The organism is Arthrospira sp. PCC 8006 (assembly GCF_046480465.1).
Lineage (GTDB): Bacteria > Cyanobacteriota > Cyanobacteriia > Cyanobacteriales > Microcoleaceae > Limnospira > Limnospira platensis.
In genome coordinates this window covers 54,646-79,627 of the sequence record NZ_PKGG01000004.1, presented here as the reverse complement: position 1 = coordinate 79,627, position 24,982 = coordinate 54,646, and the positions used below count along the sequence as shown (strand labels likewise).

At 46.8% G+C, this 24,982-nt stretch carries 23 protein-coding genes; 9 read left to right on the top strand and 14 right to left on the bottom strand.

Annotation, left to right across the window (positions count from 1 at the left end; genetic code table 11):
- The first annotated feature begins 126 nt into the window (after window positions 1–126).
- The 5 genes from B9T16_RS01500 (at window position 127) to B9T16_RS01480 (ending at window position 2,858) form a co-directional block, all read left to right on the top strand.
- Window positions 127–336, top strand: a complete 210-nt coding sequence (locus tag B9T16_RS01500; protein WP_410243964.1) for a hypothetical protein — start codon at window positions 127–129, stop codon at window positions 334–336.
- A gap of 106 nt (window positions 337–442) precedes the next feature.
- Window positions 443–727, top strand: coding sequence for a hypothetical protein (locus B9T16_RS01495; protein WP_410243963.1), 285 nt, complete (start codon window positions 443–445; stop codon window positions 725–727).
- Between the two features lie 175 nt (window positions 728–902).
- The gene (locus B9T16_RS01490) at window positions 903–1,268 is read left to right on the top strand and encodes a hypothetical protein (protein WP_014274844.1); all 366 of its coding nucleotides are present in this window, start codon (window positions 903–905) and stop codon (window positions 1,266–1,268) included.
- Window positions 1,269–1,270: 2 nt separating this feature from the next.
- Window positions 1,271–1,624 (top strand): hypothetical protein, encoded by a 354-nt coding sequence (locus B9T16_RS01485; RefSeq protein WP_006616032.1) that lies wholly within the window; start codon window positions 1,271–1,273, stop codon window positions 1,622–1,624.
- 49 nt (window positions 1,625–1,673) lie between these two features.
- Window positions 1,674–2,858 carry a C39 family peptidase gene (locus B9T16_RS01480; protein ID WP_410243962.1) on the top strand — a complete coding sequence of 395 codons (1,185 nt, stop codon included), beginning with the start codon at window positions 1,674–1,676 and terminating at the stop codon, window positions 2,856–2,858.
- A gap of 96 nt (window positions 2,859–2,954) precedes the next feature.
- Here the strand turns inward: B9T16_RS01480 and B9T16_RS01475 are convergent, their stop codons facing one another.
- The 4 genes from B9T16_RS01475 to sufB all read right to left on the bottom strand — a co-directional run bounded on the left by B9T16_RS01475 (window position 2,955) and on the right by sufB (window position 8,079).
- Complete coding sequence (locus B9T16_RS01475) at window positions 2,955–4,214, bottom strand: SufS family cysteine desulfurase (RefSeq protein ID WP_410243961.1); 1,260 nt, start codon at window positions 4,212–4,214, stop codon at window positions 2,955–2,957.
- Between the two features lie 135 nt (window positions 4,215–4,349).
- A complete protein-coding gene (gene sufD / locus B9T16_RS01470) occupies window positions 4,350–5,726 on the bottom strand; it encodes a Fe-S cluster assembly protein SufD (protein WP_410243960.1) in 1,377 nt (458 codons plus the stop codon).
- A gap of 3 nt (window positions 5,727–5,729) precedes the next feature.
- Entirely contained in the window at window positions 5,730–6,512 is a 783-nt protein-coding gene (sufC, locus tag B9T16_RS01465) for a Fe-S cluster assembly ATPase SufC (RefSeq protein WP_410243959.1), read from the bottom strand.
- 130 nt (window positions 6,513–6,642) lie between these two features.
- Window positions 6,643–8,079, bottom strand: coding sequence for a Fe-S cluster assembly protein SufB (gene sufB, locus B9T16_RS01460; protein ID WP_317265123.1), 1,437 nt, complete (start codon window positions 8,077–8,079; stop codon window positions 6,643–6,645).
- A 198-nt stretch (window positions 8,080–8,277) separates the two neighbouring features.
- On the opposite strand from sufB, the gene sufR reads away from it, so the two are divergent.
- Window positions 8,278–8,937: an iron-sulfur cluster biosynthesis transcriptional regulator SufR gene (sufR, locus tag B9T16_RS01455; protein ID WP_317268776.1), complete on the top strand. Its 660-nt coding sequence runs from the start codon at window positions 8,278–8,280 to the stop codon at window positions 8,935–8,937.
- A gap of 45 nt (window positions 8,938–8,982) precedes the next feature.
- Window positions 8,983–9,360, top strand: a complete 378-nt coding sequence (locus B9T16_RS01450) for a hypothetical protein (RefSeq protein WP_410243958.1) — start codon at window positions 8,983–8,985, stop codon at window positions 9,358–9,360.
- A gap of 21 nt (window positions 9,361–9,381) precedes the next feature.
- Here the strand turns inward: B9T16_RS01450 and ruvB are convergent, their stop codons facing one another.
- On the bottom strand, window positions 9,382–10,491 hold the full coding sequence (gene ruvB / locus B9T16_RS01445) for a Holliday junction branch migration DNA helicase RuvB (RefSeq protein ID WP_006617214.1): 1,110 nt from the start codon (window positions 10,489–10,491) through the stop codon (window positions 9,382–9,384).
- 39 nt (window positions 10,492–10,530) lie between these two features.
- Here ruvB and B9T16_RS01440 point away from each other — a divergent pair, with 39 nt between their 5' ends.
- Window positions 10,531–11,064: a hypothetical protein gene (locus B9T16_RS01440; protein WP_410243957.1), complete on the top strand. Its 534-nt coding sequence runs from the start codon at window positions 10,531–10,533 to the stop codon at window positions 11,062–11,064.
- A gap of 1,102 nt (window positions 11,065–12,166) precedes the next feature.
- Here B9T16_RS01440 and B9T16_RS01435 read toward each other — a convergent pair.
- The 5 genes from B9T16_RS01435 to B9T16_RS01415 all read right to left on the bottom strand — a co-directional run bounded on the left by B9T16_RS01435 (window position 12,167) and on the right by B9T16_RS01415 (window position 18,939).
- Window positions 12,167–13,168, bottom strand: a complete 1,002-nt coding sequence (locus tag B9T16_RS01435; protein ID WP_410243956.1) for an ROK family protein — start codon at window positions 13,166–13,168, stop codon at window positions 12,167–12,169.
- A gap of 208 nt (window positions 13,169–13,376) precedes the next feature.
- Window positions 13,377–14,726: a hypothetical protein gene (locus tag B9T16_RS01430; protein WP_410243955.1), complete on the bottom strand. Its 1,350-nt coding sequence runs from the start codon at window positions 14,724–14,726 to the stop codon at window positions 13,377–13,379.
- The gene (locus B9T16_RS01425) at window positions 14,707–17,763 is read right to left on the bottom strand and encodes a CHAT domain-containing protein (protein ID WP_410243954.1); all 3,057 of its coding nucleotides are present in this window, start codon (window positions 17,761–17,763) and stop codon (window positions 14,707–14,709) included. Before B9T16_RS01425 ends, B9T16_RS01430 begins: the two co-directional genes overlap by 20 nt.
- 487 nt (window positions 17,764–18,250) lie before the next feature.
- Window positions 18,251–18,691, bottom strand: coding sequence for a type II toxin-antitoxin system VapC family toxin (locus B9T16_RS01420; protein WP_006616055.1), 441 nt, complete (start codon window positions 18,689–18,691; stop codon window positions 18,251–18,253).
- Window positions 18,691–18,939 carry a hypothetical protein gene (locus tag B9T16_RS01415; RefSeq protein WP_006616054.1) on the bottom strand — a complete coding sequence of 83 codons (249 nt, stop codon included), beginning with the start codon at window positions 18,937–18,939 and terminating at the stop codon, window positions 18,691–18,693. Before B9T16_RS01415 ends, B9T16_RS01420 begins: the two co-directional genes overlap by 1 nt.
- Window positions 18,940–19,676: 737 nt before the next feature.
- Here B9T16_RS01415 and B9T16_RS01410 point away from each other — a divergent pair.
- Window positions 19,677–20,987 (top strand): homoserine dehydrogenase, encoded by a 1,311-nt coding sequence (locus B9T16_RS01410; RefSeq protein WP_410243953.1) that lies wholly within the window; start codon window positions 19,677–19,679, stop codon window positions 20,985–20,987.
- Window positions 20,988–21,013: 26 nt separating this feature from the next.
- Here the strand turns inward: B9T16_RS01410 and B9T16_RS01405 are convergent, their stop codons facing one another.
- The 4 genes from B9T16_RS01405 to B9T16_RS01390 form a co-directional block, all read right to left on the bottom strand.
- Window positions 21,014–22,756, bottom strand: coding sequence for a trypsin-like peptidase domain-containing protein (locus B9T16_RS01405; protein ID WP_410243952.1), 1,743 nt, complete (start codon window positions 22,754–22,756; stop codon window positions 21,014–21,016).
- 61 nt (window positions 22,757–22,817) lie between these two features.
- Window positions 22,818–23,129, bottom strand: coding sequence for a DUF3181 family protein (locus tag B9T16_RS01400; RefSeq protein ID WP_006615906.1), 312 nt, complete (start codon window positions 23,127–23,129; stop codon window positions 22,818–22,820).
- A 464-nt stretch (window positions 23,130–23,593) separates the two neighbouring features.
- The gene (locus B9T16_RS01395; RefSeq protein ID WP_006615721.1) at window positions 23,594–23,851 is read right to left on the bottom strand and encodes a 2TM domain-containing protein; all 258 of its coding nucleotides are present in this window, start codon (window positions 23,849–23,851) and stop codon (window positions 23,594–23,596) included.
- A 147-nt stretch (window positions 23,852–23,998) separates the two neighbouring features.
- Window positions 23,999–24,886, bottom strand: coding sequence for a YihY/virulence factor BrkB family protein (locus B9T16_RS01390; RefSeq protein WP_410243951.1), 888 nt, complete (start codon window positions 24,884–24,886; stop codon window positions 23,999–24,001).
- Between the last annotated feature and the right edge of the window lie 96 nt (window positions 24,887–24,982).

The window sequence follows — 24,982 nt, the reverse complement described above, 5'->3', positions numbered from 1 at the left end:
TTAAAATGGGATTGACCTTGAGTTTCCTGCCTTGCTCGTTTTAAGCCCGAGCGTTKGAACATATAAACAGTTAAGGGGTAACTGGGTTGAATCAGTTGATTCCCCTCTAGGAGGTTATTTCGAGCATTGCAGCCCTATTTCACTCCTAAACGTCTCGCACATATTTTTAAAAAATATCAAAAGTATCAAAAGATTGGCGAAGAAATTGACAATCCCGAAAATTGCCAAGGGTTGATCGAGGCGGCGAAATGCTTTCTCGATTGTGGCGAAGTCTATGATCAGAAGCCAGGGGTGCCAGTGCGAGATGCAATCCCACAATTTATCAAATTACATTGAGCATTCGTCGAGGTAAATATTGGCGATCGCCCACCGTTAATTGGCGATCGCCCACCGTTCATATTGACAATATTACCAACCATTCACCCCAAATCAAACAACACAAATGAGTAAAACTTGGTACGCCATCCTCACCACTTACATGATTTTGTTTTTTGTGACTGGTTATATCAACTTTTTTAGCAATAATTATTTTGCGACAAATCCAGAAATTATTGACAAAATAACTCGCGATTCTGACTCCTCAGAAAAAATGAATTGGGTGGCAGAACTTCTGCTAGAGGATGCCCAAACTTATCAAGACGAAAATAATATTGCTTCCCAGTCTTTCAATATTGTCTTGGGTTCTATTGTTTCTTTTTTTTCCGCCACTGTCAAACAAAAACAATAAATTTACAATTATTTGAGATGAGGCTATGAAGAATCTTGATCCAGAAGACAAATTTTTACTTCCTCCTGAATATGATGATTTTAATGCAGATTTTTAATCGTGGAATCATCAGCAATAATTAAGGCGAAAATTTAGTAAAACTTGGCATATAATTATCTGCGTATATGCCCTATTATTGAGTTTAACAGGTGGCGTAACATTTTTCTATAATCATGGATTTTCTGCGAGAGAGGAAAATATCAAAAAAATGGAAATGATGACAACATCGGAGCAATTCAATACCTACCAATTATTATTAAAAAAGGAGAGAGAAAATATGAGAAATATCAACCAAATAGCCAATCAATCTTTTAATGTTGCTCTGGGATCTTTGTTGGTTTTTTTATCTGCTCACTTGACAAAATCCCATGCTGATAACAATGAATATTTAGACAATATAAATATTTTCATCCTATCGATAATAATTGCAAAATGCCAAAATTCAGAATCCTTAGTTTCAATTCGTTATTTCCATGAAATCAAATCTGAAACCTGCAAATAACCATGAAAACAATTGTCGCCAAAACTAATACCAAATTCAAAAAACTGCCTATCCAGTCCTCGGAACTGAAACCTGATCAAATGGTCGCGGTTACGGCGGGAAAAACCTACGGAGTCCAAGCATTTGAACCTGCTGAAAATCGACATATTAAGGTCACTTTAGCCGCCAATAGTGGAACCTTTTATGCCTTTAGTAAAGATTGGGATGGACTGCCATCGGTAATGCCAGAAGGGGCGGAAGAGCCATTGATTACTCAGAAAGAAGCCGAGGCGATTTTTGGTAATTTTATCCGTGAAGATGAACTAGCAGATCTGAATCGTTGTCTGCATTTTTATCAAATCAATACCCCCCCCTAGAATCTGTCATTTTATCAGTCAAATTGCCCACGAATCCGGGGGATTGAAGTTGTTAAAAGAACTCAGTGATGGGTCTTATTTGGAAGGGCGCAGCGATTTGGGAAATACTTGTTCTGGTGACGACCCCAAATACAAAGGTTCGGGGGCGCTTCAGCTAACCGGACGAAACAATTATAAAGCCTTCTGCGATGCGCTGGGCGATGCCAAAATTATGGAAGGTTGCGATTATGTGGCGGAGCATTATCCGTTTACCAGTGCCGGATTTTGGTGGCAAAATAACCGCATGAATGAATTGTGCGATCGCGGCGCAACCGTGGAAGAAATTACCCTAAGAGTCAACGGGGGTTACCATGGCTTAGAAGATCGTCACCAATATTATAACAAAGCCTGTAAAGTGACAGAGTCGCGCCCAATAGCCTCCTCTCCTGCCAATTCAGAACCTGCCAATTCAGAAGCGGCTGTGAAGATTAAATTTATCCACACCACAACCCTCCGCTCCGCCATTGAAGACCTTTCCGAACTCTCAAGCGATCAACAAGTCGAAATTAAAGAACAAAGTGTTTATCCGATTCACTCCTATGCCTACCAAACCGGAGATTACCTGAAATTTGCATTTTTTGGTCAATCAKTTAAGGGAAAGAATACTTGGTTTGTTCACAGCAGAGATGTGGAGATATACAATCAGAATCTCCAGATTAAACCCGATAAAATTTTACTACCTGTTCCTTGGTTTCCGCAAACTGACAACTATCGAGATCCAGAAAGAACTTGTAATTCATTGTCTTGTGCCATGTGTTTAGAATATTTCAAGCCGGGAACTTTACTCGGAACCACTGGAGATGATATCTACTTAGAAGTGGTTTTTAAATATGGAGATACCACCGATCATACAGTGCAAACCCAAGCCTTATCAGATTTGGGTTTAAAAAGCACTTGGCACACCGATCTGGATTTTGATGATGTTTATCGAGAACTAGAAGCGAAGCGTCCTGTTGTGATTGGTATTTATCATCGGGGGACGACGGAACATCCTTGTGGCGGTCACATGATTGTTGTCCGGGGGCGCACTGAAAACGGGGATTTTGTTGTTAATGATCCTTATGGTTCTCTTAATGATTGCTACACCGGAGCGGTTGAAAATGGTAAGGGTGCAATTTACAGCAAATATGAAATGACCTATCGTTGGACAGCAGAAGGACCCGGAACTGGTTGGGGCAGACTTTTTCAAGCCTAGGAATTAATGGATTAAGATGGAATCGGCGATTTGATCACCAAGGAGAATCAAATCGCCTGAATTCCAAGGCTTCCATTATGAAGCCCTTAGCTAAGATTAAGACATCTGCTTAAAAAAGGCGATCGCCTCTTTCAACGCCACCACAAAGGCATCAATATCCTCGTGGGTATTGTAAAAATAACAACTCGCCCGCGCCGTAGAATTAACCTTTAGATACTTATGTAAAGGTTGGGTGCAGTGGTGTCCTGAACGCACCGCCACCCCCGAATCATTCAACAGCATTGATAAGTCATTAGGGTGAATTTCTCCCGCTGAAAATGATGCTAAAGCCGCCCGTCCTTTACCCTCAGCCGTCGGGGAGGGTCCATACACAGTAATATCGGGAATAGCACTTAATTTATGGAACAAATAAGCCGTTAATTCCTGTTCGTAGGCGTGGATTTTATCCATGCCAATTGTGCTTAAATAATCCAGGGCTGCACCTAAAGCGATCGCCTCCCCAATCGCCGGAGTTCCCGCCTCAAACTTATGGGGTAATTCCCCACAGGTAAAACCCTCTAACGACACCTCCCCAATCATCTCGCCACCCCCTAAAAATGGTGACATCGACTCCAGTATTTCCCGCTTACCATACAGAAAACCAATCCCCGTCGGTCCACACATTTTATGACCCGAACCCACCAACCAATCACAATCAATTTCCTTGACATTTATCGGTAAATGTGGTAAACTTTGGCAGGCATCAATCAACACCTTTGCCCCATATTGGTGGGCGATTTCCGTAATTTCCTTAACCGGATTAATGCAGCCCAAGACATTAGACATTTGTAGGACAGCCACCAACTTAGTCCGAGGGGAAATGAGGGTTTTAAACTCCTCAAAATCAAACTCCTGGTTAGCCGTTAATCCCACATACTTAATCACCGCCCCAGTTTTCTTAGCCAGCATTTGCCAAGGCACTAAATTACTGTGATGTTCCATTACCGACAAAATAATCTCATCCCCAGCCTGTAGATTTTCCCACCCCCAAGAATAGGCTACCAAATTCACAGCTTCGCTCGCGTTACGGGTATAAATAATTTCCTGGTAGGAATCAGCATTAATAAACTCAACCACTTTCTGGCGGGCTTTTTCATATTCATCAGTCGCCTTAGCGCTAAGGGTATGAATACCCCGATGAACATTAGAATTATATCTTTGATAATAGTTTTGGATAGCATCTAAAACCACCTGGGGTTTTTGAGAAGTCGCGGCATTATCCAAATAAACCAGAGGATGTCCGTTTACCTCCTGATGTAGAATGGGGAAATCTCCCCGCACCTTTTCTCCTAGTGTTTTCTCTTTAATAAGTGTCATTTTGTCTAATCCCTAAATCTAGCAATTGTCAACCAGCAACCCTCAAAGCATCCCTGGTAATTCCCCCATCATCAACATAGCAGAGGTGAGGGGAGATAGTTGATTAATCATCAATTAATTTCCCCTTAACCCCCTTTACATTTCCCCTTCGTCAGTGCGACAAGCCACACAACGGGCTAAAATTTGCTGGAGAGAAACCAAAGGCAATTTATCCAAAATTTCCGCCGCAAAAGCATCAATTAACAGGTTCCGGCTGGTTTTTTCATCCAGTCCCCGACTCCGCAGATAGAAAATCTCATCCGCTTCTAATTGGCTCACAGTTGCGCCGTGGGCACATTTGACATTATCAGCCACAATTTCTAATTGAGGCTTCGTATTAACCCGCCCTTTAGCCGATAACAACAGATTACGATTCAGTTGAGTCGCATCAGTCATTTGTGCCGCTTGGGGAACCACAATCCGACCATTAAATATACCATGGGCGCGGTCATCCACAATAGCCTTATGTAATTGATTGATGACACCATGGGGATGGTTCAAAAATACCGCGCTATGGGTATCAGCGACCTGTTGACCATTCACCAGAGTTAAACCATTAAGCTGAGTTTCAGTTCCTGCAGCGGTTTGGTGAATATCGAAGTTATGGCGAGACAATTTCGCCCCCAAACTAATCGCGTTACCAGTATAACGGCTATCGCGCCCTTGGGAAACGACAGTGCGACCAATATGGAAAGATGAAGCCAATTCTCGTTGAAGGCGAGTATGTTGTAATTCCGCATTATCACCAACCCATAACTCCGCCACCGTGTTAGTGAAATAAGGAGTTTTTTGGGTGCGGTCTGAACAACCTAAAATATTCGCCGTCGCGTAGTGTTCAATTACCGTCGCTTTGCTTCCGGGTTCAGCCACAATTAAAATCCGAGGTTGACTCGTTACTGGCTGGCTGCTACTGAGGGAAATAAACAGCAGATGAATGGGCGTATCAATTACTTGATTTTGGTGAACCCAGACCACCGCCGCATCAGCCAAAGATGAAGTATTTAGGGCGGTAAAAACTTCCTGGCTGTCGGGTTGTTGGGTTAGGTAGTTCCCCAACTTATCCGATAATGGTTTATCGAGTTGTCCTAAATTCCCGACAAATACTCCATCAGGAAGATTATCTAAACAGGACAGTTGAGGGGAGTAAAAACCATTCACAAAAACCAACCTAGTCCCTTTAACTTCCGGTAGGATTAAAGGTGAAATCTCCTCGCGGGAAAGTTCTACCGCCGTGGCGGCTTGAAAAGGCAATTCCAACAAAGCGGAAAGGTCGGTAAATCGCCAATCTTCATGGCGGCGGGTAGGGATAGCTAATTCCTTAACCCAACTGGCGGCATTATCACGAATATTTTGTAACTGTTCGGCAATGTTTCTTTTTAAAGGGAAACTCGCCGGAACCGCAAGGGAACCCGTTACCTGATTAAGTAACTGATTTAAATAGGAAACTTCTGGTTTTTCTTGAATCTGAATCATTAACTACACCCCCACTGTCGCTGCTTCAATTATATCATCATAGCCCTGTTCTTCCAACTCTAGCGCCAATTCCTTAGCACCAGTTTTAATAATTCTGCCATCCGCCATGACATGAACATAATCAGGAACAATGTAATCCAATAAGCGCTGATAGTGAGTAATCACCAGCATGGCATTTTCAGCATTAGCCAATTGATTCACACCATTAGCGACAATTTTCAGCGCATCAATATCTAAGCCGGAATCAGTCTCATCTAAAATTGCTAATTTCGGTTCTAATAAAGCCATCTGCAAGATTTCATTGCGTTTCTTCTCACCACCGGAAAAGCCCTGATTAACGCTACGTTCCAGAAACTCTGGACGCATTTTAACTACTTCTAATTTATCCTGGATTAAATCCTCAAAATCAAACACATCTAACTCGTCTAAGCCTCGATGTTTCCGTTGGGAATTGTAAGCCACCCGCAGGAAATCCAGATTACTAACCCCAGGGATTTCTATGGGATATTGGAAAGCCAAAAATATCCCGATTAAGGCACGTTCATCAGCTTCTAATTCCAGGAGATTTTGTCCTAAAAATGTGACTTCGCCTCCGGTGACTTCATAAGCCGGATGTCCCGCCAAGATTTTAGAAAAGGTACTTTTTCCCGACCCATTTTGACCCATAATGGCGTGAATTTCCCCGGCTTTAACTTCCAGGTTCAAGCCTTTTAAAATAGGATTACCATCAATGGTAGCGGTTAAATTCTTAACCGACAAAATCACTGGACTGTTTTCTTGAATCATTCTTAACCTCTCAATGTGCGTGTTTGATTTGTGTTAGTGGATGAACTCACCTCATTATGGGGTTTCCGTTGACCTGAGTTATTGACAACTTCCCATCAAAGGTAAACCCCAGACAACGGAAATAGATAGTTTAACCGACAGCGCCTTCTAGTTTGAGACTCAGCAGTTTATCGGCTTCGGCGGCAAACTCCATGGGTAATTTATTAAACACATCTTTACAGAAGCCGCTGATAATCATAGACACAGCATCTTCTTCGGAAATTCCCCGTTGAGTAAAGTAAAACAATTGGTCTTCCCCAATTTTAGAAGTCGAGGCTTCATGTTCAACTTTGGCGGTATTATTTTCGACTTGAATATACGGGAAAGTATTAGCCTGTCCACAGTCGCCAATTAACATAGAGTCGCACTGGGAATAATTCCGCGCCCCGATAGCTTTCGGACCCATTTTGACTAAGCCACGATAGCTATTAGCAGACCGACCCGCCGAAATACCCTTAGAAATAATAGTGCTGCGGGTATTTTTGCCAATATGAACCATTTTAGTTCCTGTATCAGCCTGTTGACAGTTATTGGTGAGGGCGACGGAGTAAAATTCCCCGACGGAATTATCACCGACCAACACACAACTAGGATATTTCCAAGTAATGGCTGACCCGGTTTCTACCTGAGTCCAGGAAATCTTAGAATTTACGCCTTTGCAAAGTCCCCGTTTGGTGACAAAGTTATAAATTCCGCCTTTTCCATCTTCATCCCCAGCAAACCAATTTTGCACGGTAGAATATTCGATGGTGGCATTATCCAAAGCCACTAATTCGACGACGGCGGCGTGTAATTGGTTGGTGTCGAACATGGGGGCGGTACAGCCTTCTAAATAGGTGACAGAACTGCCAGATTCTGCTACAATTAAGGTGCGCTCGAACTGCCCAGATTCACCGTTATTAATGCGGAAATAAGTAGACAAGTCCATCGGACATTTAACGCCTTTGGGAATGTACACGAATGAACCATCACTAAACACGGCTGAGTTGAGGGCGGCGAAGTAGTTATCACCGACAGGAACTACACTGCCTAAATATTTCTCAATCAGTTCTGGGTGGCTTTCTACGGCTTCGGAAATTGAGCAGAAAATTACGCCTTCTTCGGCGAGTTTTTCTTTAAAAGTGGTGGCAATTGAGACACTATCAAAGACGGCATCTACTGCGACATTAGCCAGCCGTTTCTGTTCGGATAGGGGAATCCCTAATTTTTCAAAGGTTTCTATTAAGGTGGGGTCTACTTCTTCTAAACTGCCTTTTTTCTTCTCAACTTTGGGGGCGGAATAGTAGATAATATTTTGATAGTCAATGGGGGGGTAGTGAACATGGGGCCAGGTGGGTTCAGCCATTTTCTGCCACTGCTGATAGGCTCGGAGACGGAAATTTAACATAAATTCCGGCTCATTTTTTTTGGATGATATCAGCCGCACCACATCTTCACTCAGCCCCTTGGGGATGGTGTCGGACTCAATATCAGTGACAAAGCCGTATTTATAAGGCTGGTTGACTAGGGTTTTGACTGAAGCACTCATATATTTTGTGTTCTCTTGTGTTCGTTTGGTTTACGGTCTGATGTCCCGGTCAATCGCCTGGACAAACTCCCACGGGATGGCAGATCCCAAGTCCCACTTCCGGGGACTTAAACAACCTATTTGTTATTTAAGTCTATTTTAGGTTACATTAGCAACAACTGTATTGTCAAAGTCAAAATTTTTTGAATTTTTATGAACATGATGACCACGACCCAACAGCATTCGACTAAGCAGGACATCCTCCAATATCTTCTGAAACGTCATCAGGCTAGGGCTCAGGAACTAGCGGAGGCTCTGGATATCAGTCCCCAAGCCACCCGCCGCCACCTCAAGGATCTGCAGGGGGAGGGGTTGATCAATTATGAGTCTGTACAGATAGGGATGGGACGGCCGCAACATATCTATCGGCTAACGAGCCAGGGACGCGATCGCTTTCCCAATAGTTATGATCAATTTGCAATTTCTTTCCTGGATACTTTGGCTGAAACTGTGGGACCAGAACAGGTTAGCCAGATTTTACACAAACAGTGGCAAAGAAAAGCGATCGAGTATCGCCAACGGGTGGGGACTGGTCCGGTAGGCGATCGCGTGGCTAAATTGGCGGAAATTCGCCAAGCGGAAGGTTATATGGCTGAGTGGTACGCCGTAGAAACCCAAGAGGAGGCCGCCACGGGTGAGCAACGCTATATTTTAACAGAACATAACTGCGCGATTTCTAGCGTGGCTGAGTCTTTTCCCAGTGTCTGCGGCCATGAGTTAGAGATGTTTGCGGCTGTACTATATGATTGTACCGTAGAACGGACTCATTGGCTAGTTAATGGTGAGCATCGTTGTGGTTATCTAATTATTAGTCATTAACGGGATGGCGTTGCCACTTTGTCCAAATAGTATAATTATCTAATTATGATGCAGACAGATCGAGAATTTTTAACCCCAGAAGAAGCGGTTAAGGTAGATGCGGCTTTGTTGTCATCTAAGGAGAAGTTTGCCACCCGTTTGGCGATTTATGCGCTGCGCTGTTTAAGGGAAATTTCCCACCAACAAGAATGTGCGATCGCCTCGATAACTCCGGACCAAATTACCCAGTGGATTGAGCAGGATACGAACCTCCATGATAAACTAGAAATAGATGGCAGTTTTACCAGCTTTTTTAGTCGGTTGGTTATGTCCTCGATGAAACCCCTCAATCGCATCTCGGAGGAGTTGCAAATACCGGTGGCTAACTTAACAGTTGACCAGGTAGTGGCGGGGTTCGAGAAAGACAGTCAAGTTAAGCGATAAGCCCTAGTTAGGGTGATGTAACTAACTAAATAAAGAAAGCTGTTTTTCTGGTGGTTGATAACCTAAATGTTGCCAAGCCTTGGGGGTGGCGATTCTACCGCGATGGGTACGTTGTAAAAAACCAATTTGCATAAGGTAGGGTTCTTGGACTTCTTCGAGGGTTTGGGCATCTTCGCCGCTGGCTGCTGCTAGGGTTTCTAAGCCGACGGGTCCCCCCTGAAAGTTCTCGATAATGATGCGGAGTAAATGCTGATCTGTCCAATCTAAACCGAGGGGATCTACATTAAATAATTCTAAGGCGATCGCGGCAATTTCTCCGGTAATAGCCCCGGATGCTTTGACTTCCAAATAATCCCTTACCCGTCTTAATAAACGATTAGCAATGCGGGGAGTTCCTCGGGAACGTCGGGCAATTTCTAGGGCTCCTTCGGGAGTAATGGGAGTGGTTAATAGTTTAGCTGTACGGTTGACAATTTGGGCGAGTTCGTCCACTTCATAAAAACGCAAACGTTGGATTAAGCCAAAGCGATCGCGCAGGGGAGAAGTTAAAGCACCGATTCTGGTAGTTGCGCCGACAATAGTAAACTTATTTAAGGGAATGCTGCGCGTCCTAGCACTACGTCCCTGACCAATAGTGATATCTAAACGAGAGTCTTCCATAGCGGGATAAAGGATTTCTTCCGCCATTTTAGAGAGGCGGTGAATCTCATCAATAAACAAAATTTCTCCGGGTTTTTGATTAACCAAAAGTCCGGCAATATCCCTGGGTTTTTCCAAGGAAGGCGCAGTGGTAATTTGGCACTTTACGCCCATTTCTGTCGCCAAAATTAACGCCATGGTAGTTTTACCGAGTCCGGGAGGTCCATACAGTAACAAATGATCGAGGGGTTCTTGGCGAGACTTAGCAGCGGCGATCGCAATTTCCAGGACTTGTTTAAGATCTCGTTGACCAATATAGTCGGCTAGTTGTTGGGGTCTAATTTTTTCTTCGGGTTTGGGATGGTTTTTTTCCTCGGAGGTGGGTGATGGTATCAGTAGGGACTCGTCGTCTGGTGGCTTAACCTGATAGGTAGATGAAGGTTCACGGGCAGGTTGATTTGGGCGGGAATTGTGAGAAGATATAATTGCCATAGTTATGCAATACCCCAAAACATTTCAATTAGTTCGATCATGATCTATTCTGTATCAATCCCGGAAAATATTACCTTTGAAGATGCGATCGCCATTACCCAATCTCTGATTGATCAATCCCAAGCCGGAAGCATCTCGGACTCAGATTTGGCGGCGGCTATATCGCAACTGGTCGAGTCGGAAAATGGGGCGAGGGGATTTTTTGTTACCTACCTAACGGATACTCGCCCTATCCCTGAACAAATGACACCAGAGACGCAACAAGCGTTAGAATCTTCTGCTGAGATAGTCTCGGAGTTATTGGTGAAAAATTTGGCGATGTCCGCCGCCATGGTAGTCTATCATCATCGCCACCAAAATGAGGATATGGCGGCGAGTTCGGACTTAGTGCGATCGCGCTGTATTGAGTTAATTCAAGCCCTGAATTTACCACCTGTCAAATCTTTACTACAACAGCTTCTGGAAACTTCCCAAAGGGGAGAGGGACCCTATCAAGACTTTTTGGAGAGATGGGGATATGATACCGACCAACGAGAAGCGATCGCCACTTCTGTACATTTAGCGATCGCATAACCTTGTTGGGTGGGTGAAATGCAATGTCACCCAACATTTGACCGAATTTGTTGGGTTGCGCTTCGCTTCACCCAACCTACGAACCCAGCATAATTTGTAGGTTGGGTGAAATGCAATGTCACCCAACATTTGACCGAATTTGTTGGGTTGCGCTTCGCTTCACCCAACCTACGAACCTACGAACCCAGAGCGATCGCATAACCTTGTTGGGTGGACCTAATGCAATGTCACCACACATTTCACCCGGCTTTGTTGGGTTGCGCTTCGCTTCACCCAACCTACGAACCCAGCATAATTTGTAGGTTGGGTGAAATGCAATGTCACCCAACATTTGACCGAATTTGTTGGGTTGCGCTTCGCTTTACCCAACCTACGAACCCAGCATAATTTGTAGGTTGGGTGAAATGCAATGTCACCCAACATTTGACCGAATTTGTTGGGTGTCGCTTCGCTTTACCCAACCTACGAACCCAGCATAATTTGTAGGTTGGGTGAAATGCAATGTCACCCAACATTTGACCGAATTTGTTGGGTTGCGCTTCGCTTCACCCAACCTACGAACCACGAACCCAGAGCGATCGCATAACCTTGTTGGGTGGACCTAATGCAATGTCACCACACATTTCACCCGGCTTTGTTGGGTTGCGCTTCGCTTAACCCAACCTACGAACCACGAACCCAACCTACGAACCACGAACCCAGAGCGATCGCATAATTTGTAGGTTGGGTGAAATGCAATGTCACCCAACATTTGACCGAATTTGTTGGGTGGCGCTTCCCTTTACCCAACCTACGAACCCAGCATAATTTGTAGGTTGGGTGAAATGCAATGTCACCACACATTTCACCCGGCTTTGTTGGGTTGCGCTTCGCTTCACCCAACCTACGAACCACGAACCCAGAGCGATCGCATAACTTTGTTGGGTGGACCCAATGCAATGTCACCCAACATTTGACCGAATTTGTTGGGTTGCGCTTCGCTTCACCCAACCTACGAACCCAGAGCGATCGCATAACTTTGTTGGGTGGACCGAATGTAATGTCACCCAACATTTCACCCGGCTTTGTTGGGTTGCGCTTCGCTTCACCCAACCTACGACTACTAATTCCCTGTTACACTGACATATTGAGCCGCACCGTAAGCAGCACTGTCTAGGAGCGTATCAATAGACCATTCCACCCTTGTCTGGGTGAGATGGGGGAAACTATGGTCAATTCCCTGACGAATGCAGGCGATCGCATCCTGTTTAAATCGTTGATAGGCCCCATCGGATGCCGTTTTTTCCCTTTCTTGCGCTCCCCCAGAAATCACAATCAGGTCACAGCCTATCGTATTGACCACATTACGAGCCGCTATACCCAGGCTGGTAAAATACTCTTGCCAAATAGCCACCACATCCGACAGAGGCTCATCCATTTGACCCAAGCGACGCAGGGTTTTCGCCACCTCTATAGGATCTCCTTGTAACGCTTCCGGCACATTCCCCTTGGCCTGTCGGTGTTTAACCATATTTCTCAGACCCAATAAAGACGCTCTCGTTTCCGCACATCCCCTCGCACCACATCCGCACAGGTCGGCATTTTCCGAGCTATCAATACAAATATGACCGAATTCTGCCGAAACTGCCGGAGCCGACCAGATTTTCCCGTTGATAATCAAAGCGCCACCTAATCCGGTTCCGGTAATAAACTGAGCCATCACAGAAGAAGCCTTATTTTGAGCCTCGCGGATCCTGTATTCCCGGTAAGCGGCCGCGTCTCCATCATTGAGGAGGAGAGCGGGTAACTGGAGAGTATCGGAGAGTTTTTGGGCAATATTCACCCCTTGCCAAGAGCGATCGATATTGGTGGGATAAACACACATTCCCGAAGCATCAATAGGAGCGGGACAACAAGCACCGATCGCTTTTAAATCCTGGAATTGTAGATCATTGGCTTCGAGTAGCTCACTGGTGGCGGTTTTAATCACATTTACGGTAGCGTCGGGACCCTCAGAGGCGCTGCTGGGACGATCTAACCTTTCTCCGATGATCCCTTTTTCTGGATCAAATAATCCCAGTTTCACGGTACTAGCACCAATGTCAATCCCCAAGTAAACGCTCATGATTCTTTCCTAACATCCAACTCCTTTGGATTATAAACTTTGTGGGTTGGCTGAAATGCAATGTCACCCAACATTTGACCTGAATTTGTTGGGTGGCGCTTCCCTTTACCCAAGTTTGTAGGTTGGGTGAAATGCAATGTAACCCAACATTTGACGGAAAAACCGGGTTTCTTGACCCGTTTCTTGACCCCCCACCGAGAAACCCCGTTCACTTATCCTTTGGTCGTCCCTTTTTAATCCATCTCTCGGCGACCCACCACGCACCCCATGAACAAAATATGCTCCCCAACAATGCAATAATAAACGGGTGGGGAGGTAGCCAAAAGCGATCGCTATCAGGACGCTCCCAAGGTTCAGTCATTAACCCGGAAGTTGAAGCGACGATCGCACCCGCCGCAATTCCCACACCCACGGCTTGGATATGGTTTTGTAAGTCCTGGTTAGCGTCTTGTTGCTGTTGGTAATATTTCGCGTCGGCTTCTTGGCGTTGGCGATCGCATTGCGCTTGGTCAATTTCCGCCGTGGCGCGAATGCTGTTAATCAAATCGCTGAATAGGACTTGACCCGGTTCGAGATAGTCGATATAGGTTTTGATTTGCTGGAGACGCAGGGGAGCCGTTTTCGTGGCAAAATCTGACCAGTAGGAAAGGCGATCGTCTGCTTTTTCATCCCGGATATGGGACAGAGAAATCTGAAAGTTTTGCCCATTCACCTCAATTGTGGTATAATGTGCCTTGATGTCGCGCAATTTACAGTTATAGTCCAGTAGCCTTTGGGGAATTGTTTGTAACAGTTGATCGAGCTTGTTTAGGCGTTCCTCCGGTGTCGGCAACAAGAAAACCTGGTTAAACTCCTGCACCTGTGCTTCTAGCTCACTGTAGAGGTGTCTAGCGCCTTGATAACCCGCTTTCGCCAGTTTCCCAACCACCACAATTTTCTGATAAGTCCAGAATAAATTCCGCAGATTATAGTAGTTATCTTGGGCGCGGTCTAAGTCTATAGTATCGGGTTTAGCCAAGGAAATTAAAATCGTCAGCGAGTCAGCCGCGAAGATAAACAGCGGGCAATTAAACAGCCTATCTTCGGTGATATATTCAGCCTGTGGACACAAGTTTTTTGCCCACTCTTTGGCGCTGCTCAATTCCAGTTGATTCAAATCCTCACTTTCCCCACTCAACCATAGCACCTTGCCCAGACTTGCCCTCACATCGATTAACGCTTGGGGTTGAAATATCCCCGCATTTTCTGGGGAAAAATCAGCCTCTTCATCCTCCACAGACAGGTTTAAATCCGCACTATAGGTGTCGTTCATCTTAAACGTGCTGAGGCTTCCCCCTAGGGAGATATCATCAATTTTAATCACTGCAAAATCGAGGTTATGTTCTGGGTTCGCCTCCGTGGGTTCCGTGAACTTTGTTAGTTGAGGAAACGGGATTTTTGCCGACAATCCTCGCAAATCATCCCACAACAAACCCGCATCTGGGCTGTGGGTATCCGGTGCATCATCTAAGAATTGGCAGAGGTGGAAAGCAGCGAGACTAAGACTGAGGTTTTTCACGGTTTTGGTCTGGAGAAGGGTCGGAATTGCCTAGGTTGGTGTTGTTTTTAACGGCTTGTTCAATTTGGTCAGCTAAAGAGTTATCCTTTCCAGTGGGTTTAGTTTTAAAAACGCCCTTTTGACCACTGAGGCTTAAAGTGCGTTTACGGGGGGCGAGTTTAGCCGTGTATTGGTCGTATAAGTCCTGACGCTGTTGCAGCCACCCTTCAATGGCGGCGGCATCTTTTTCGTCATCATCACCGAGTTGCTGCTGTAATTCCAGTAAACTTTCCCCGTGTTTAGCAATCCAATTATTCAGATTTTCTTGCAGCAGGGCGGTAAAAGCGGCGATTTTTTTGGCATCAGTAGCCATAGCTTGTTCTTCTTGTCCAACGATACAGAATGCAGCCCAGTGGTAGGGGGATTGATAGGGGCGATGGTTTATCCCCTCCTCTTGATTCTGCCCCATCTGTGCAAAAACGGGTTGTAAGGCTTCGCGCCACTCCTGAGAAAATAGGGGGCATTGTTGTCGCCATTGCTCAAAGCCGCTGACGGTGGTTTCTCGCAGCCATTTTTGAGCCGCTTGCAGGGATTGGGCGAGTTGACCCGGTTGTTGTTGCAGCAGTTCGTAGGTTCTAATCAGCAGCAGGGCGGTAGAAACCTGATTGACGGACCAGAGGCTAACCAAGACGCTAGGGCTACCCGCCAGGATAAAGCCACTGGAGAGGCTGATATATTCGTCGGTTTGGTCAACGGCGACTTGTCCGGTTTCGCAGGCGGAGAGGGTGACAAGGCTGCAATTGCTGAGGTTCAGGTTGGCGATGATGTTTTCTAAGGTGAGAATTCCATCCGCCAGGAGTAAACCGGAGTCCAGGGGGGAGTCGGGGTTAAAGGCGGCGTGACAGGAGAAAAACAGGTGATGGGTTTGGCTGAGGATTTCCTGGCGTTGTTCGTCCAGGAGTTTGGCGGTGGTGGCGTTGTTCCCCGCAAGGGTGTTCCTGTCGGGGAAGAGAGTGCGGATGATTTGGATTTCTACATCAGCCCAGTCCAGGTCTGCGGTGGGGTTTTGGATAGCGAAGAGTTGGTTAAAGTGGGAGCGTTGCCGATTTTGGGCTTGTTGCAGCAGTTGGCAGTTGGGGGCGTAGGTGACACCCTTGGGGAACAGGTCTTGTAGGAATTTGCCCTCACCCTCTCCTGTGGCAAAGGGTAAGGCATGGAGGGGGAACAGGTGCAGGTAACGGTGAGGGATGAGGATGAGTTTTTGGCAGGTGGGGAAGTTTTTAAACAGGTTCGCCAGGATTTCATCCAGGTGGAGGATTGGGGCGAGGGTTTCTAGGCGTTGGGGGAGGCTGTCTCGCCATTGGCTGTTATCACGGCGGTAGTCGTTGATGTAGGTATTAGTCCAGTCGATGAGGTGTTGTCGGTCTTCCTCGGAAGATGTCCAGAGGTTGAGACTTTCGGCGGTGAGGGTGAAGGTGAGGAATTTACCGGGCAGGATGTACCATTCCAAAATGGCGGTTTCTTCATCCAGTAACTCTTGCATGGCTTGGAAATGCAGGGGTTTGTAGGGTTCGATTTTTTGCTTTTGTTGCCGCAATAGGTTGAGGTGGCTATAGTCCGGGTTCGTCTCTTCTTGCAGACGGCGTTCTGCTTGGGCGATGGCGATTTTGAGTTGCTGCAACTGTTGGCGGATGTTCTCGGGAATCACGCCCCCCGGATAAGCGTCACGGGTAGCCATGAGTTCCACCAAGTTACGGGCTTTACTACGGTCTACATATTCAATAGCATCCTGGTATCGACCCAACTCTAGGCACACTTCCACCATACCGCGATAAACTCGGTTCCATTCTTCATTAAAGTTGCGTTTATAGCCCTCACTATCCGCCCCAATTTCACCCCGCAGATATTCCACCCGTTCCAGGGCTTCTTGAAAGCTACGGTAGGCATTTTCTAGGGCTTGTTGTTTCTGGGTGGAACTGTTCCCAGCTAGGCGAGATTGAGCTTTGTAGGCAAAACCAAAGTTATTCAGGGTTGTTGCTAAGTCGCGGGCTAACCCCAACCGCCGCCGAATCCCTGCGGCTTCATCGTAGGCAGTAATTGCACTTTCGAGATGGGCGGCGGGGTTGATGCCCATYTCGGCTTGGGTGCTGCGGGCATTTCCGAGGTTAGTCAGGGTAGAGGAGAGGTCTTTGTCTAACCCCAACCGCCGCCGAATCCCTGCGGCTTCATCGTAGGCGGCGATCGCACTTTCGAGATTGGCAGCGGGGTTGATGCCCATTTCAGCTTGGGTGCTGCGGGCAACTCCGAGGTTATTCAGGGTAGAGGAGAGGTCTTTGTCTAACCCCAACCGCCGCATAATCCCTGCCGCTTCATCGTAGGCAGTAATTGCACTTTCGAGATGGGCTGCCGGGTTGATGCCCATTTGGGCTTGGGTGAGGCGGGCAACTCCGAGGTTAGTCAGGGTTTGCGCCCGTCCTTCGGGACTATAGATTCCTAGATCTAACACCACCCCATAGCCGCGAATCGCAATCTCTAACGCTTCCGCATACCGACCATAGGGGAATTGTCGAATACTGATGCAGGTATTTTCAACTAAGCCTGCCACCCCTTCAGCTTGGCCGGGATTCTGAGCCAGAACTCCTTGCACAAACTGGGCAATCACATCCCCTAGGTTCGGAACAATCAACCCCATATTTTGCCGCATCACCTGATGCACCGCCGCTGTATCGCCTTCGTTTTCTGCTTGCAGCAGTTGCAGCCAAAAATCTTCCAATGCCGCTTGCTGATTTCCGCCAGTCCCCTCACTCGCCAAATACGCCCCCACCTGCTGCGCCACATTCCGCAAGAACCCTGCATTATTCTCCTGTCCCGCTTCCTGCAACTGTGCCGCCACCAACTCGCACACCTGCACAAACCCCTCATCCAGCAACTCCAGATGACCGTTAAGGATTTGCTGTTCCTCCCCTCCCGGACAGTCCAGGAGTTCTTGAATCAGGGAGAGATAAGCCTGCGATCGTTGTTCATCCATAGCGGCGCACCAGGAGACAGCCCCCCCCATTTTACCCCCTTGCCTACCCTCAGAAACCGGGTTAATTTCTTAAATTTTTATTAAGGAATCGCTATCCTGCCATAAACTGGGTTTTTTTGCCCCGACCTGCTGCTATTTGAGGGATTTTACCTGCAAAATTCCGCTACATTCCCGTTAAAATAGATGGCATCCAACCCATGGAATTACCCCCTGATGGCACTGACCGGAATCACCCCAGAGGGAACCGCAACTATTCCCCCATAAATTATGGAATGGCTGCCATGAAAACCAGGCGATCGCATTAATATCGCCATTGACCCGCTATGGCAAAGTCTATTTATAACCCGCCCCCAAAGCGGCTAAAATTGATGTCGGAACCGGCTCGGGCTGCCTCTCTTACCCAGACAGAAAACCGGTTTCTTTAGCATCAATGAAAGAAGCGATCGCACCTTGAGCGATCGCCTAATTTGTATACCTGAATTTGTGGGGTGTCGCTTGGCTTTACCCAACCTACGACTCACGCCTCCAACTCACTGACTAACAAAATCTTTAACTCCGCTATGGGCTTTAGTTGAGCATCATTAGTCAAAAATGCCTGACAGCCAGCATTTAATGCCGTTGCAATCTGAAAAGCATCTGGTAGTTGCAGATTGTAGCGGACTCTAACCCTTGCCGCCTCACGAGCGATCGTTAGGTTATTCTCCAGAAACAGCACATCATCCCGTGTGAAAATAGCCACATAGGCTTGTTCTAAATTTGTTAAGCCCATCTGTAACGCACCCACTAAACACTCGGCAACCGTCACCGATCCCACTACTGGTGTAATCTCAGACTCTAATCGCTCAAATATTGGATCGACCCGATCAACAAAGCTAGGATTCCTTTCTACAAAGTAAATGACCGGAGCTGTATCTAAAAATAACCGAGATACTCCTGCTAGTGCTGCATCAATTTTCATTATTCGCCTCGCAATACCTGGCTCCGATGCTCATCTGCTTCTCTGCGGGTGCGTGAAACCCAATCTTGAGCATCTTCTCCCATCATTGGATAAGGAGCCATCCCTTTTAAATCAGCCCATCGAGGCTTTGCTGTGACGACCTCCTCGGACTTTTTAAGCCCCTGTGCAATCTGCCTAATCAACTCTAACCGATCTTCCGGGCTTAGTTGATCGACTTGCTGCAATAGTTGTTGTAGTAAAGGACTCATAAACCCAACCCCCGCCAATTTTCCGGCATCGCTGGCTCTAGTCTACCACTTTCGACTCCTCACTCCTTAGCTATAAGTTGGTTGGACTGAATGCAATGGAACCCAACATCTTACCTGAATTTGTTGGGTGTCGCTTCGCTTTACCCAACCTACGAACTTGAGAAATGGGGAGCGATCGCCTAATTTTTATACCTGAATTTGTTGGGTGTCGCTTCGCTTTACCCAACCTACGAACTTGAGAAATGGGGAGCGATCGCCTAATTTTTATACCTGAATTTGTTGGGTGTCGCTTCGCTTTACCCAACCTACGAACTTGAGAAATGGGGAGCGATCACCTAATTTTTATACCTGAATTTGTTGGGTGTCGCTTGGCTTTACCCAACCTACGAACTTGAGAAATGGGGAGCGATCGCCTAATTTTTATACCTGAATTTGTTGGGTGTCGCTTCGCTTTACCCAACCTACGACTACGACTAGAAACCCGGTTTCTTTACCCCCCCCAGGGAGAAACTGGGTTTCTTTACCCCTAGGTATTTCCCATTAGGTAGCCAATATGTGAAAGGTTGTTGATGTGGATTATTATAGTTTAAAATGGTGGCGATCGCCCTCACTAGATCTGACTGCGGCGTAGCCGGCGCGTGGCTTTGGGACTCCCATATAAAGAACCCGGCGGAAAGGCTCCGGTGTTATTTTGTGTCAAAATGGTTGATAGAAGTGTTGATGGATAGGTTGAAATCGTGGCTTTCAAAATTGGTTTATTGGGATTGGGAACCGTCGGTCAGGGAACTGCGGCAATTTTATTAGATCGCTCTGGTCGCCATCCCCTGCTGCAAGAAATAGAATTGGTGAGGGTGGGGGTACGATCGCTTTCCAAGTCCCGGACGATCGCATTACCAGAAAACCTATTAACCACAGATTTAGAAGCGATCGTCACCGATCCAGAAATAGATATTGTGGTAGAACTAATTGGGGGACTAGAGCCAGCGCGATCGCTCATCCTCAAGGCGATCGACCATGGTAAACATATTGTTACGGCTAATAAAGCGGTAATCTCCCGTTATGGGGCGGAAATCTTCTCAGCAGCAACCGAAAAAGGTGTTTATGTTCTCCTAGAAGCGGCTGTAGGTGGGGGGATACCAGTTATTCAACCTATGAAGAAATGCCTGGGGGCTAACCGGATTGATACGGTTATGGGTATTGTCAACGGTACAACTAACTACATCCTAACTAGAATGCAGGCAGAGGGGGCGAACTTTGACGAAGTGCTGCAACAAGCCCAAGAGCTAGGTTATGCGGAAGCAGACCCGACGGCTGATGTGGATGGTTTAGATGCAGCAGATAAAATCGCGATTTTGGCATCCCTAGCCTTTGGGGGAAGGATTAAACTGGAACAGGTATATTGTGAGGGCATTCGGGGAATTAGTGCTACGGATATTGACTATGCCGATCGCCTAGGTTTTACGATTAAACTATTAGCGATCGCCTCTCGTAGGGCTGAATCTGAGACCAACAATATATCGGTGCGAGTGCATCCTACCTTAGTGCCGCAACTGCACCCCCTAGCGAGTATTAACGGGGTTAATAATGCCATTTTCATCGAAGGGGAACCTATCGGACAAGTGATGTTTTTCGGACCGGGAGCGGGAGCGGGACCGACGGCCAGCGCGGTAGTTTCGGACATTCTCAATATTGCGGGAATTATCACCACCAGTAGCAGCGGAGTGGGGGGTGCGGGGTCTCCCCATCCTCTGATGACTTGTAGCCACCAGCATTACTGTGAACTCGCCCCCATGGAAGAATTAATCACCCGATTCTACGCCCGATTTATTACCCGCGACCTACCAGGAGTGATTGGAAAGCTGGGAACCTGTTTTGGCAACCATGAGGTGAGCATAGAGTCAATTGTGCAAATTGACACCCACGGTAAACAAGCCGAGATTGTAGTGGTTACCCATGATGTGCGAGAGGGTAATTTCCGCGCCGCCCTAGAGGAGTTAAAACAACTGGATATAGTCGATCGCTTTCCCAGTTTGTTGAGAGTTTTATAGTAACAGCTCCCCCCCAAGGTGGGGGATTAGGGTCGCTTCCAAACTTTCACTTCTCCATCCCAGTCGCCACTGAGAATCATGGTCTGATCCGAACTGATAGCGATGGCGGTTACATAGCCGGTGTGACCTTCTAGGTTGGCTTCTATGGTGCCGCTGGTAAGATTCCAGACTTTGACGGTTTTATCCCAACTCCCACTGATCAGAGTTTGGTTATTAGAAGCGATCGCCACTGACCAAACCCCGTCTCTATGTCCGCTGAGACGGCGGATCGGTTGTCCGTTGTCTAGTTTCCAGATGGTAATAGTCCCATCAGCACTACCAGAGGCGAGAATTTCTCCATTTGGACTGATAGCTAGAGATAAAACTGAGAGTTCGTGACCTTCTAGGGTCCGCTTTAGCGCTCCTGTTTCTAAGTTCCACAGGCGAATAGTACGATCGCGACTACCTGTGGCTAAGGTTTTACCATCGGGACTAATGGCGATCGCTCCGACGAGTTGGGAATGTCCCTCTAGGGTCTGTTTTAGGGAAGCCGTTGGCAGATCCCATAATTGAACGCTACCGTCCCAGCCGCCACTGGCTAGGGTTTTGCCGTCGGAACTAATGGCGATCGCTAATATGGGGCTATTATGTCCGGTCATGGTTTGTACAGGAGAAAAGCTACCTGCTTGTAAACCGGCCGCCAGATCCCAAATTCTAATGTTCCCATCTTCTCCGGCGGTGATTAGTTGCTGACCATTAGGAGTGACTAACACCCTGGTAGCTTCCCTGTTATGGGCACGAAAGGACTGTCTTAATCCCCCTGTGGCTAAATTCCAGATGTCAACTGTGCCATTGCTATTGCCACTAATTCCCAGGGAGTCTGTGGTGGCGATCGCCATTATTTGTCCTGATGTTTGTTTAAACCGGGATGCCATGGCAAATCCTCCCTCAGCAGCCGATGGCGCGCCATTCGCACCCCCTGTAACCTGCAATTCCGGGGGGGATACTACTGTGGGTATATCCTCTCTAGCGACCTGCTGAGGCGGTGTGGGGATAGATGGCAATGTTGCTGTTTTCCGCCACTGCCAAAATCGATTAATTTCAATAGCTGCGGCGGCAATGGTATCGGGGTTTAGCCCAAATTGAACAATACCATTAATGCCAATCAGATTACCGCGAGAGTCTAAAACCGGACCGCCACTCATACCACTGCGGACTAGATTGGTATATACTAGGCTGTAACCTTGTTGGCGATTTTGGCGGTGGGTAACTTCTCCTTGGCTACTGAAAAAAAGCCTTTGTCCTAAACTACTACCCGATCGCGGCCATCCTGCTACATGGACGGTATCTCCCACATTGACGCTATCAGGGTTAGCCATAGTTGCGATCTGATAGCGTTGGGAGCTACTGAAGGGGGCGATCGCTAAGTCTAGTCCGGGTATCCGTTGAATTAGGCTATAGTAGACTGAGTGACGACGACCGTCTGGGGTGATGATTTCATAGTCCCCAATTTGGTTGACTACGTGCCAGTTAGTTAGCACATAGTAGGTGTTATCCTGTTTTTCGACAATCACCCCAGAACCGCCTTTGGGACCTTCAATGCGGACGGTGATCTCGGCGGCGATCGCATTAACTTCTGTGGCTGTTAGTTCATTAGTATTAGCACTACTTACGGTGATTGCCTCTGTGGCGATCGCCCACCCTAGCCAGGGAAAAACTACCCCTAGAATACCTAAACTTGAGGCAGTCAGACTAATTAATAATAATTGCCAATTTCTAATCTTAGTCATCTGACACACCTATATATAGCAGAGCAGGTGCGTCAGTTGGTCGGACGCACCTAGTCGCCATTTACATATCTTTTTTAAACTCTTCCAAAACCTTCATTAAATCGGCAATTACCTGGTTAGGAATTAGATCCGCCAGGGAAAGGGTTGTTTTACCACCCCCCAACTTAACAGGGGTATCTTTCAGAATGTTAATGACTATTTCTTCGTCTAAGTCGGCGCCATCTTCTAATATGGGATAGAGTTTTTCGGCAACGGGGGTGTGTAAATTGGCATCACCCAGGTATAAATTCCACTTGGTGATATCCATATAGACGTTTTCGCCAATTTCGGCGGCGAGTTTTTCGATCGCTTGGGTATTGCCAGAATTAGACATTTAGGAAACTCCGGTGATTTGCAAAAGGTGTTGGGTTCCGCTACGCTTCTCCCAACCTACTCTGTTGGGTTCCGCTACGCTTCTCCCAACCTACTTGGGTGTTGGGTTTCGCTACGCTTCTCCCAAACTGCTCTGTTGGGTTTCGCTGCGCTTCTCCCAACCTACTCTCCCAACCTACTTGGGTGTTGGGTTTCGCTGCGCTTCTCCCAACCTACTCTCCCAACCTACTTGGGTGTTGGGTTTCGCTGCGCTTCTCCCAACCTACTCTGTTGGGTTTCGCTGCGCTTCTCCCAACCTACTCTCCCAACCTGCTCTGTTGGGTTTCGCTGCGCTTCTCCCAACCTACTCTCCCAACCTGCTCTGTTGGGTTTCGCTGCGCTTCTCCCAACCTACTCTCCCAAACTGCTCTGTTGGGTTTCGCTGCGCTTCTCCCAACCTACTCTCCCAACCTACTTGCTACTCTGTTAGTTTTTGGTGGCGCTGGTGGAGGTGTAGTTAGCAATGGCAAAAATATAGATCATGTGCGCTAATAATATTGACAGCCAACCACCTGTTACCCAAACAGCCCAAGACCATGAGGCTTGGGATAGGTTGTTGAAAAACCACAGTCCTGAGTTGCAGGCGGCGAAAATAGCTACATGGACGGCGAAATTCATGCGATCGTCTAGGCGACGGTAGTCGGGATCTTGGCGATCGGGTTCACGGGGCCAACGGGGAGGCATGGAGTTTACATCCTTAGCATTTGCATTTACCTATTGTAGAGGAAAATGGCTGTTTTGACATTTAATCATGGTACGCTCCCCCCCCCTCTGACTCTCGGAGAGGTCTGGGGAAAGGGGAAGAGGCGGTTTAATGGTTTTTGGGGACTGCTAGGGGCGGTAATTTTTGGTGATAACGGCGTTAGAACTGGGGCGAATTTGGTTCCCATATCTCCTTGACCATATTTTAGTAAGTTCTGCCCCTAATAGAAAAATTTGACAGGAATAGAATATCCACAACAGAAGGACGACGAAGGAACTGGCGGCACCGTAAGCGGAAGCCACAGTAGCGCGTCCTAAATAAAAGCTAATGAAGGTGCGACCGATAATAAATAAAATAGCGGTAATACCTGAACCTACGGCTACGTCTGACCAGGCAATTTTGACATCTGGTAAAATCCGATAAATTTGACCAAATAAGATGGTGATTAAAATAAAAGAAACGCCGTTATCAATGAGCGATCGCAATAGGCGAGGAATGGATACTACCTTATCTAACCAATCACTCATCCCCGCCAAAAAAGAGCTAATTGCCAGGGAACTTAACAGCAATAAGCCGACAATTAAAACCATGATGATGGATAAAATTCGACTGCGGATAAATTCCCATATTCCTTGCCCGGGTCTGACTTCAACGTGCCAAATGATGTTGAGGGATTCTTTTAATTGAGCAAATATTGTGGTAGCGGCAAATAGGAGAGTCACCACACCAATGATGGTGGTGATTATGCTAGAACTAGGCTGAAATTGAGATTGGATAGCATTAGCAATAACTGAGGCTCCTTGTTCACCCATCAAAGTTTCTAGTTGGTCAATAACTTCTTTTTGGGCTACGGCTTCCCCGACAATGGAACCAGCTACAGCAATGACAATCATTAACAAAGGGGCTAGGGAAAATACCATATAATAGGCTAGGGCGGCGGCGAGAATGGGAACTTTGTCTTTTTGCCATTCGGTGATGGTTTCTTTAAACAGACTTTTGGCAGTAGCTAGATTCACGGCGCTAATATCCTATTATATGAATAAACAGAAACTACAATCCTATAGCATTAATTATCTGTCAATGGTAGCATAGGTGTTTGGTTGGCTTTGGTG

Excerpts from the sequence above, each read along its gene's own strand:
- B9T16_RS01495 (WP_410243963.1), top strand. The coding sequence starts at position 443 with ATGAGTAAAACTTGGTACGCCATCCTCACCACTTACATGATTTTGTTT.
- sufD (WP_410243960.1), bottom strand. The coding sequence starts at position 5,726 with ATGATTCAGATTCAAGAAAAACCAGAAGTTTCCTATTTAAATCAGTTA.
- B9T16_RS01395 (WP_006615721.1), bottom strand. The coding sequence starts at position 23,851 with ATGCCTCCCCGTTGGCCCCGTGAACCCGATCGCCAAGATCCCGACTAC.
- B9T16_RS01420 (WP_006616055.1), bottom strand. The coding sequence starts at position 18,691 with ATGAAAATTGATGCAGCACTAGCAGGAGTATCTCGGTTATTTTTAGAT.
- B9T16_RS01475 (WP_410243961.1), bottom strand. The coding sequence starts at position 4,214 with ATGACACTTATTAAAGAGAAAACACTAGGAGAAAAGGTGCGGGGAGAT.
- B9T16_RS01405 (WP_410243952.1), bottom strand. The coding sequence starts at position 22,756 with ATGACTAAGATTAGAAATTGGCAATTATTATTAATTAGTCTGACTGCC.
- sufC (WP_410243959.1), bottom strand. The coding sequence starts at position 6,512 with ATGATTCAAGAAAACAGTCCAGTGATTTTGTCGGTTAAGAATTTAACC.
- B9T16_RS01450 (WP_410243958.1), top strand. The coding sequence starts at position 8,983 with ATGATGCAGACAGATCGAGAATTTTTAACCCCAGAAGAAGCGGTTAAG.
- B9T16_RS01485 (WP_006616032.1), top strand. The coding sequence starts at position 1,271 with ATGAAAACAATTGTCGCCAAAACTAATACCAAATTCAAAAAACTGCCT.
- B9T16_RS01415 (WP_006616054.1), bottom strand. The coding sequence starts at position 18,939 with ATGAGTCCTTTACTACAACAACTATTGCAGCAAGTCGATCAACTAAGC.
- B9T16_RS01435 (WP_410243956.1), bottom strand. The coding sequence starts at position 13,168 with ATGAGCGTTTACTTGGGGATTGACATTGGTGCTAGTACCGTGAAACTG.
- sufR (WP_317268776.1), top strand. The coding sequence starts at position 8,278 with ATGATGACCACGACCCAACAGCATTCGACTAAGCAGGACATCCTCCAA.
- sufB (WP_317265123.1), bottom strand. The coding sequence starts at position 8,079 with ATGAGTGCTTCAGTCAAAACCCTAGTCAACCAGCCTTATAAATACGGC.
- B9T16_RS01440 (WP_410243957.1), top strand. The coding sequence starts at position 10,531 with ATGATCTATTCTGTATCAATCCCGGAAAATATTACCTTTGAAGATGCG.
- B9T16_RS01400 (WP_006615906.1), bottom strand. The coding sequence starts at position 23,129 with ATGTCTAATTCTGGCAATACCCAAGCGATCGAAAAACTCGCCGCCGAA.
- ruvB (WP_006617214.1), bottom strand. The coding sequence starts at position 10,491 with ATGGCAATTATATCTTCTCACAATTCCCGCCCAAATCAACCTGCCCGT.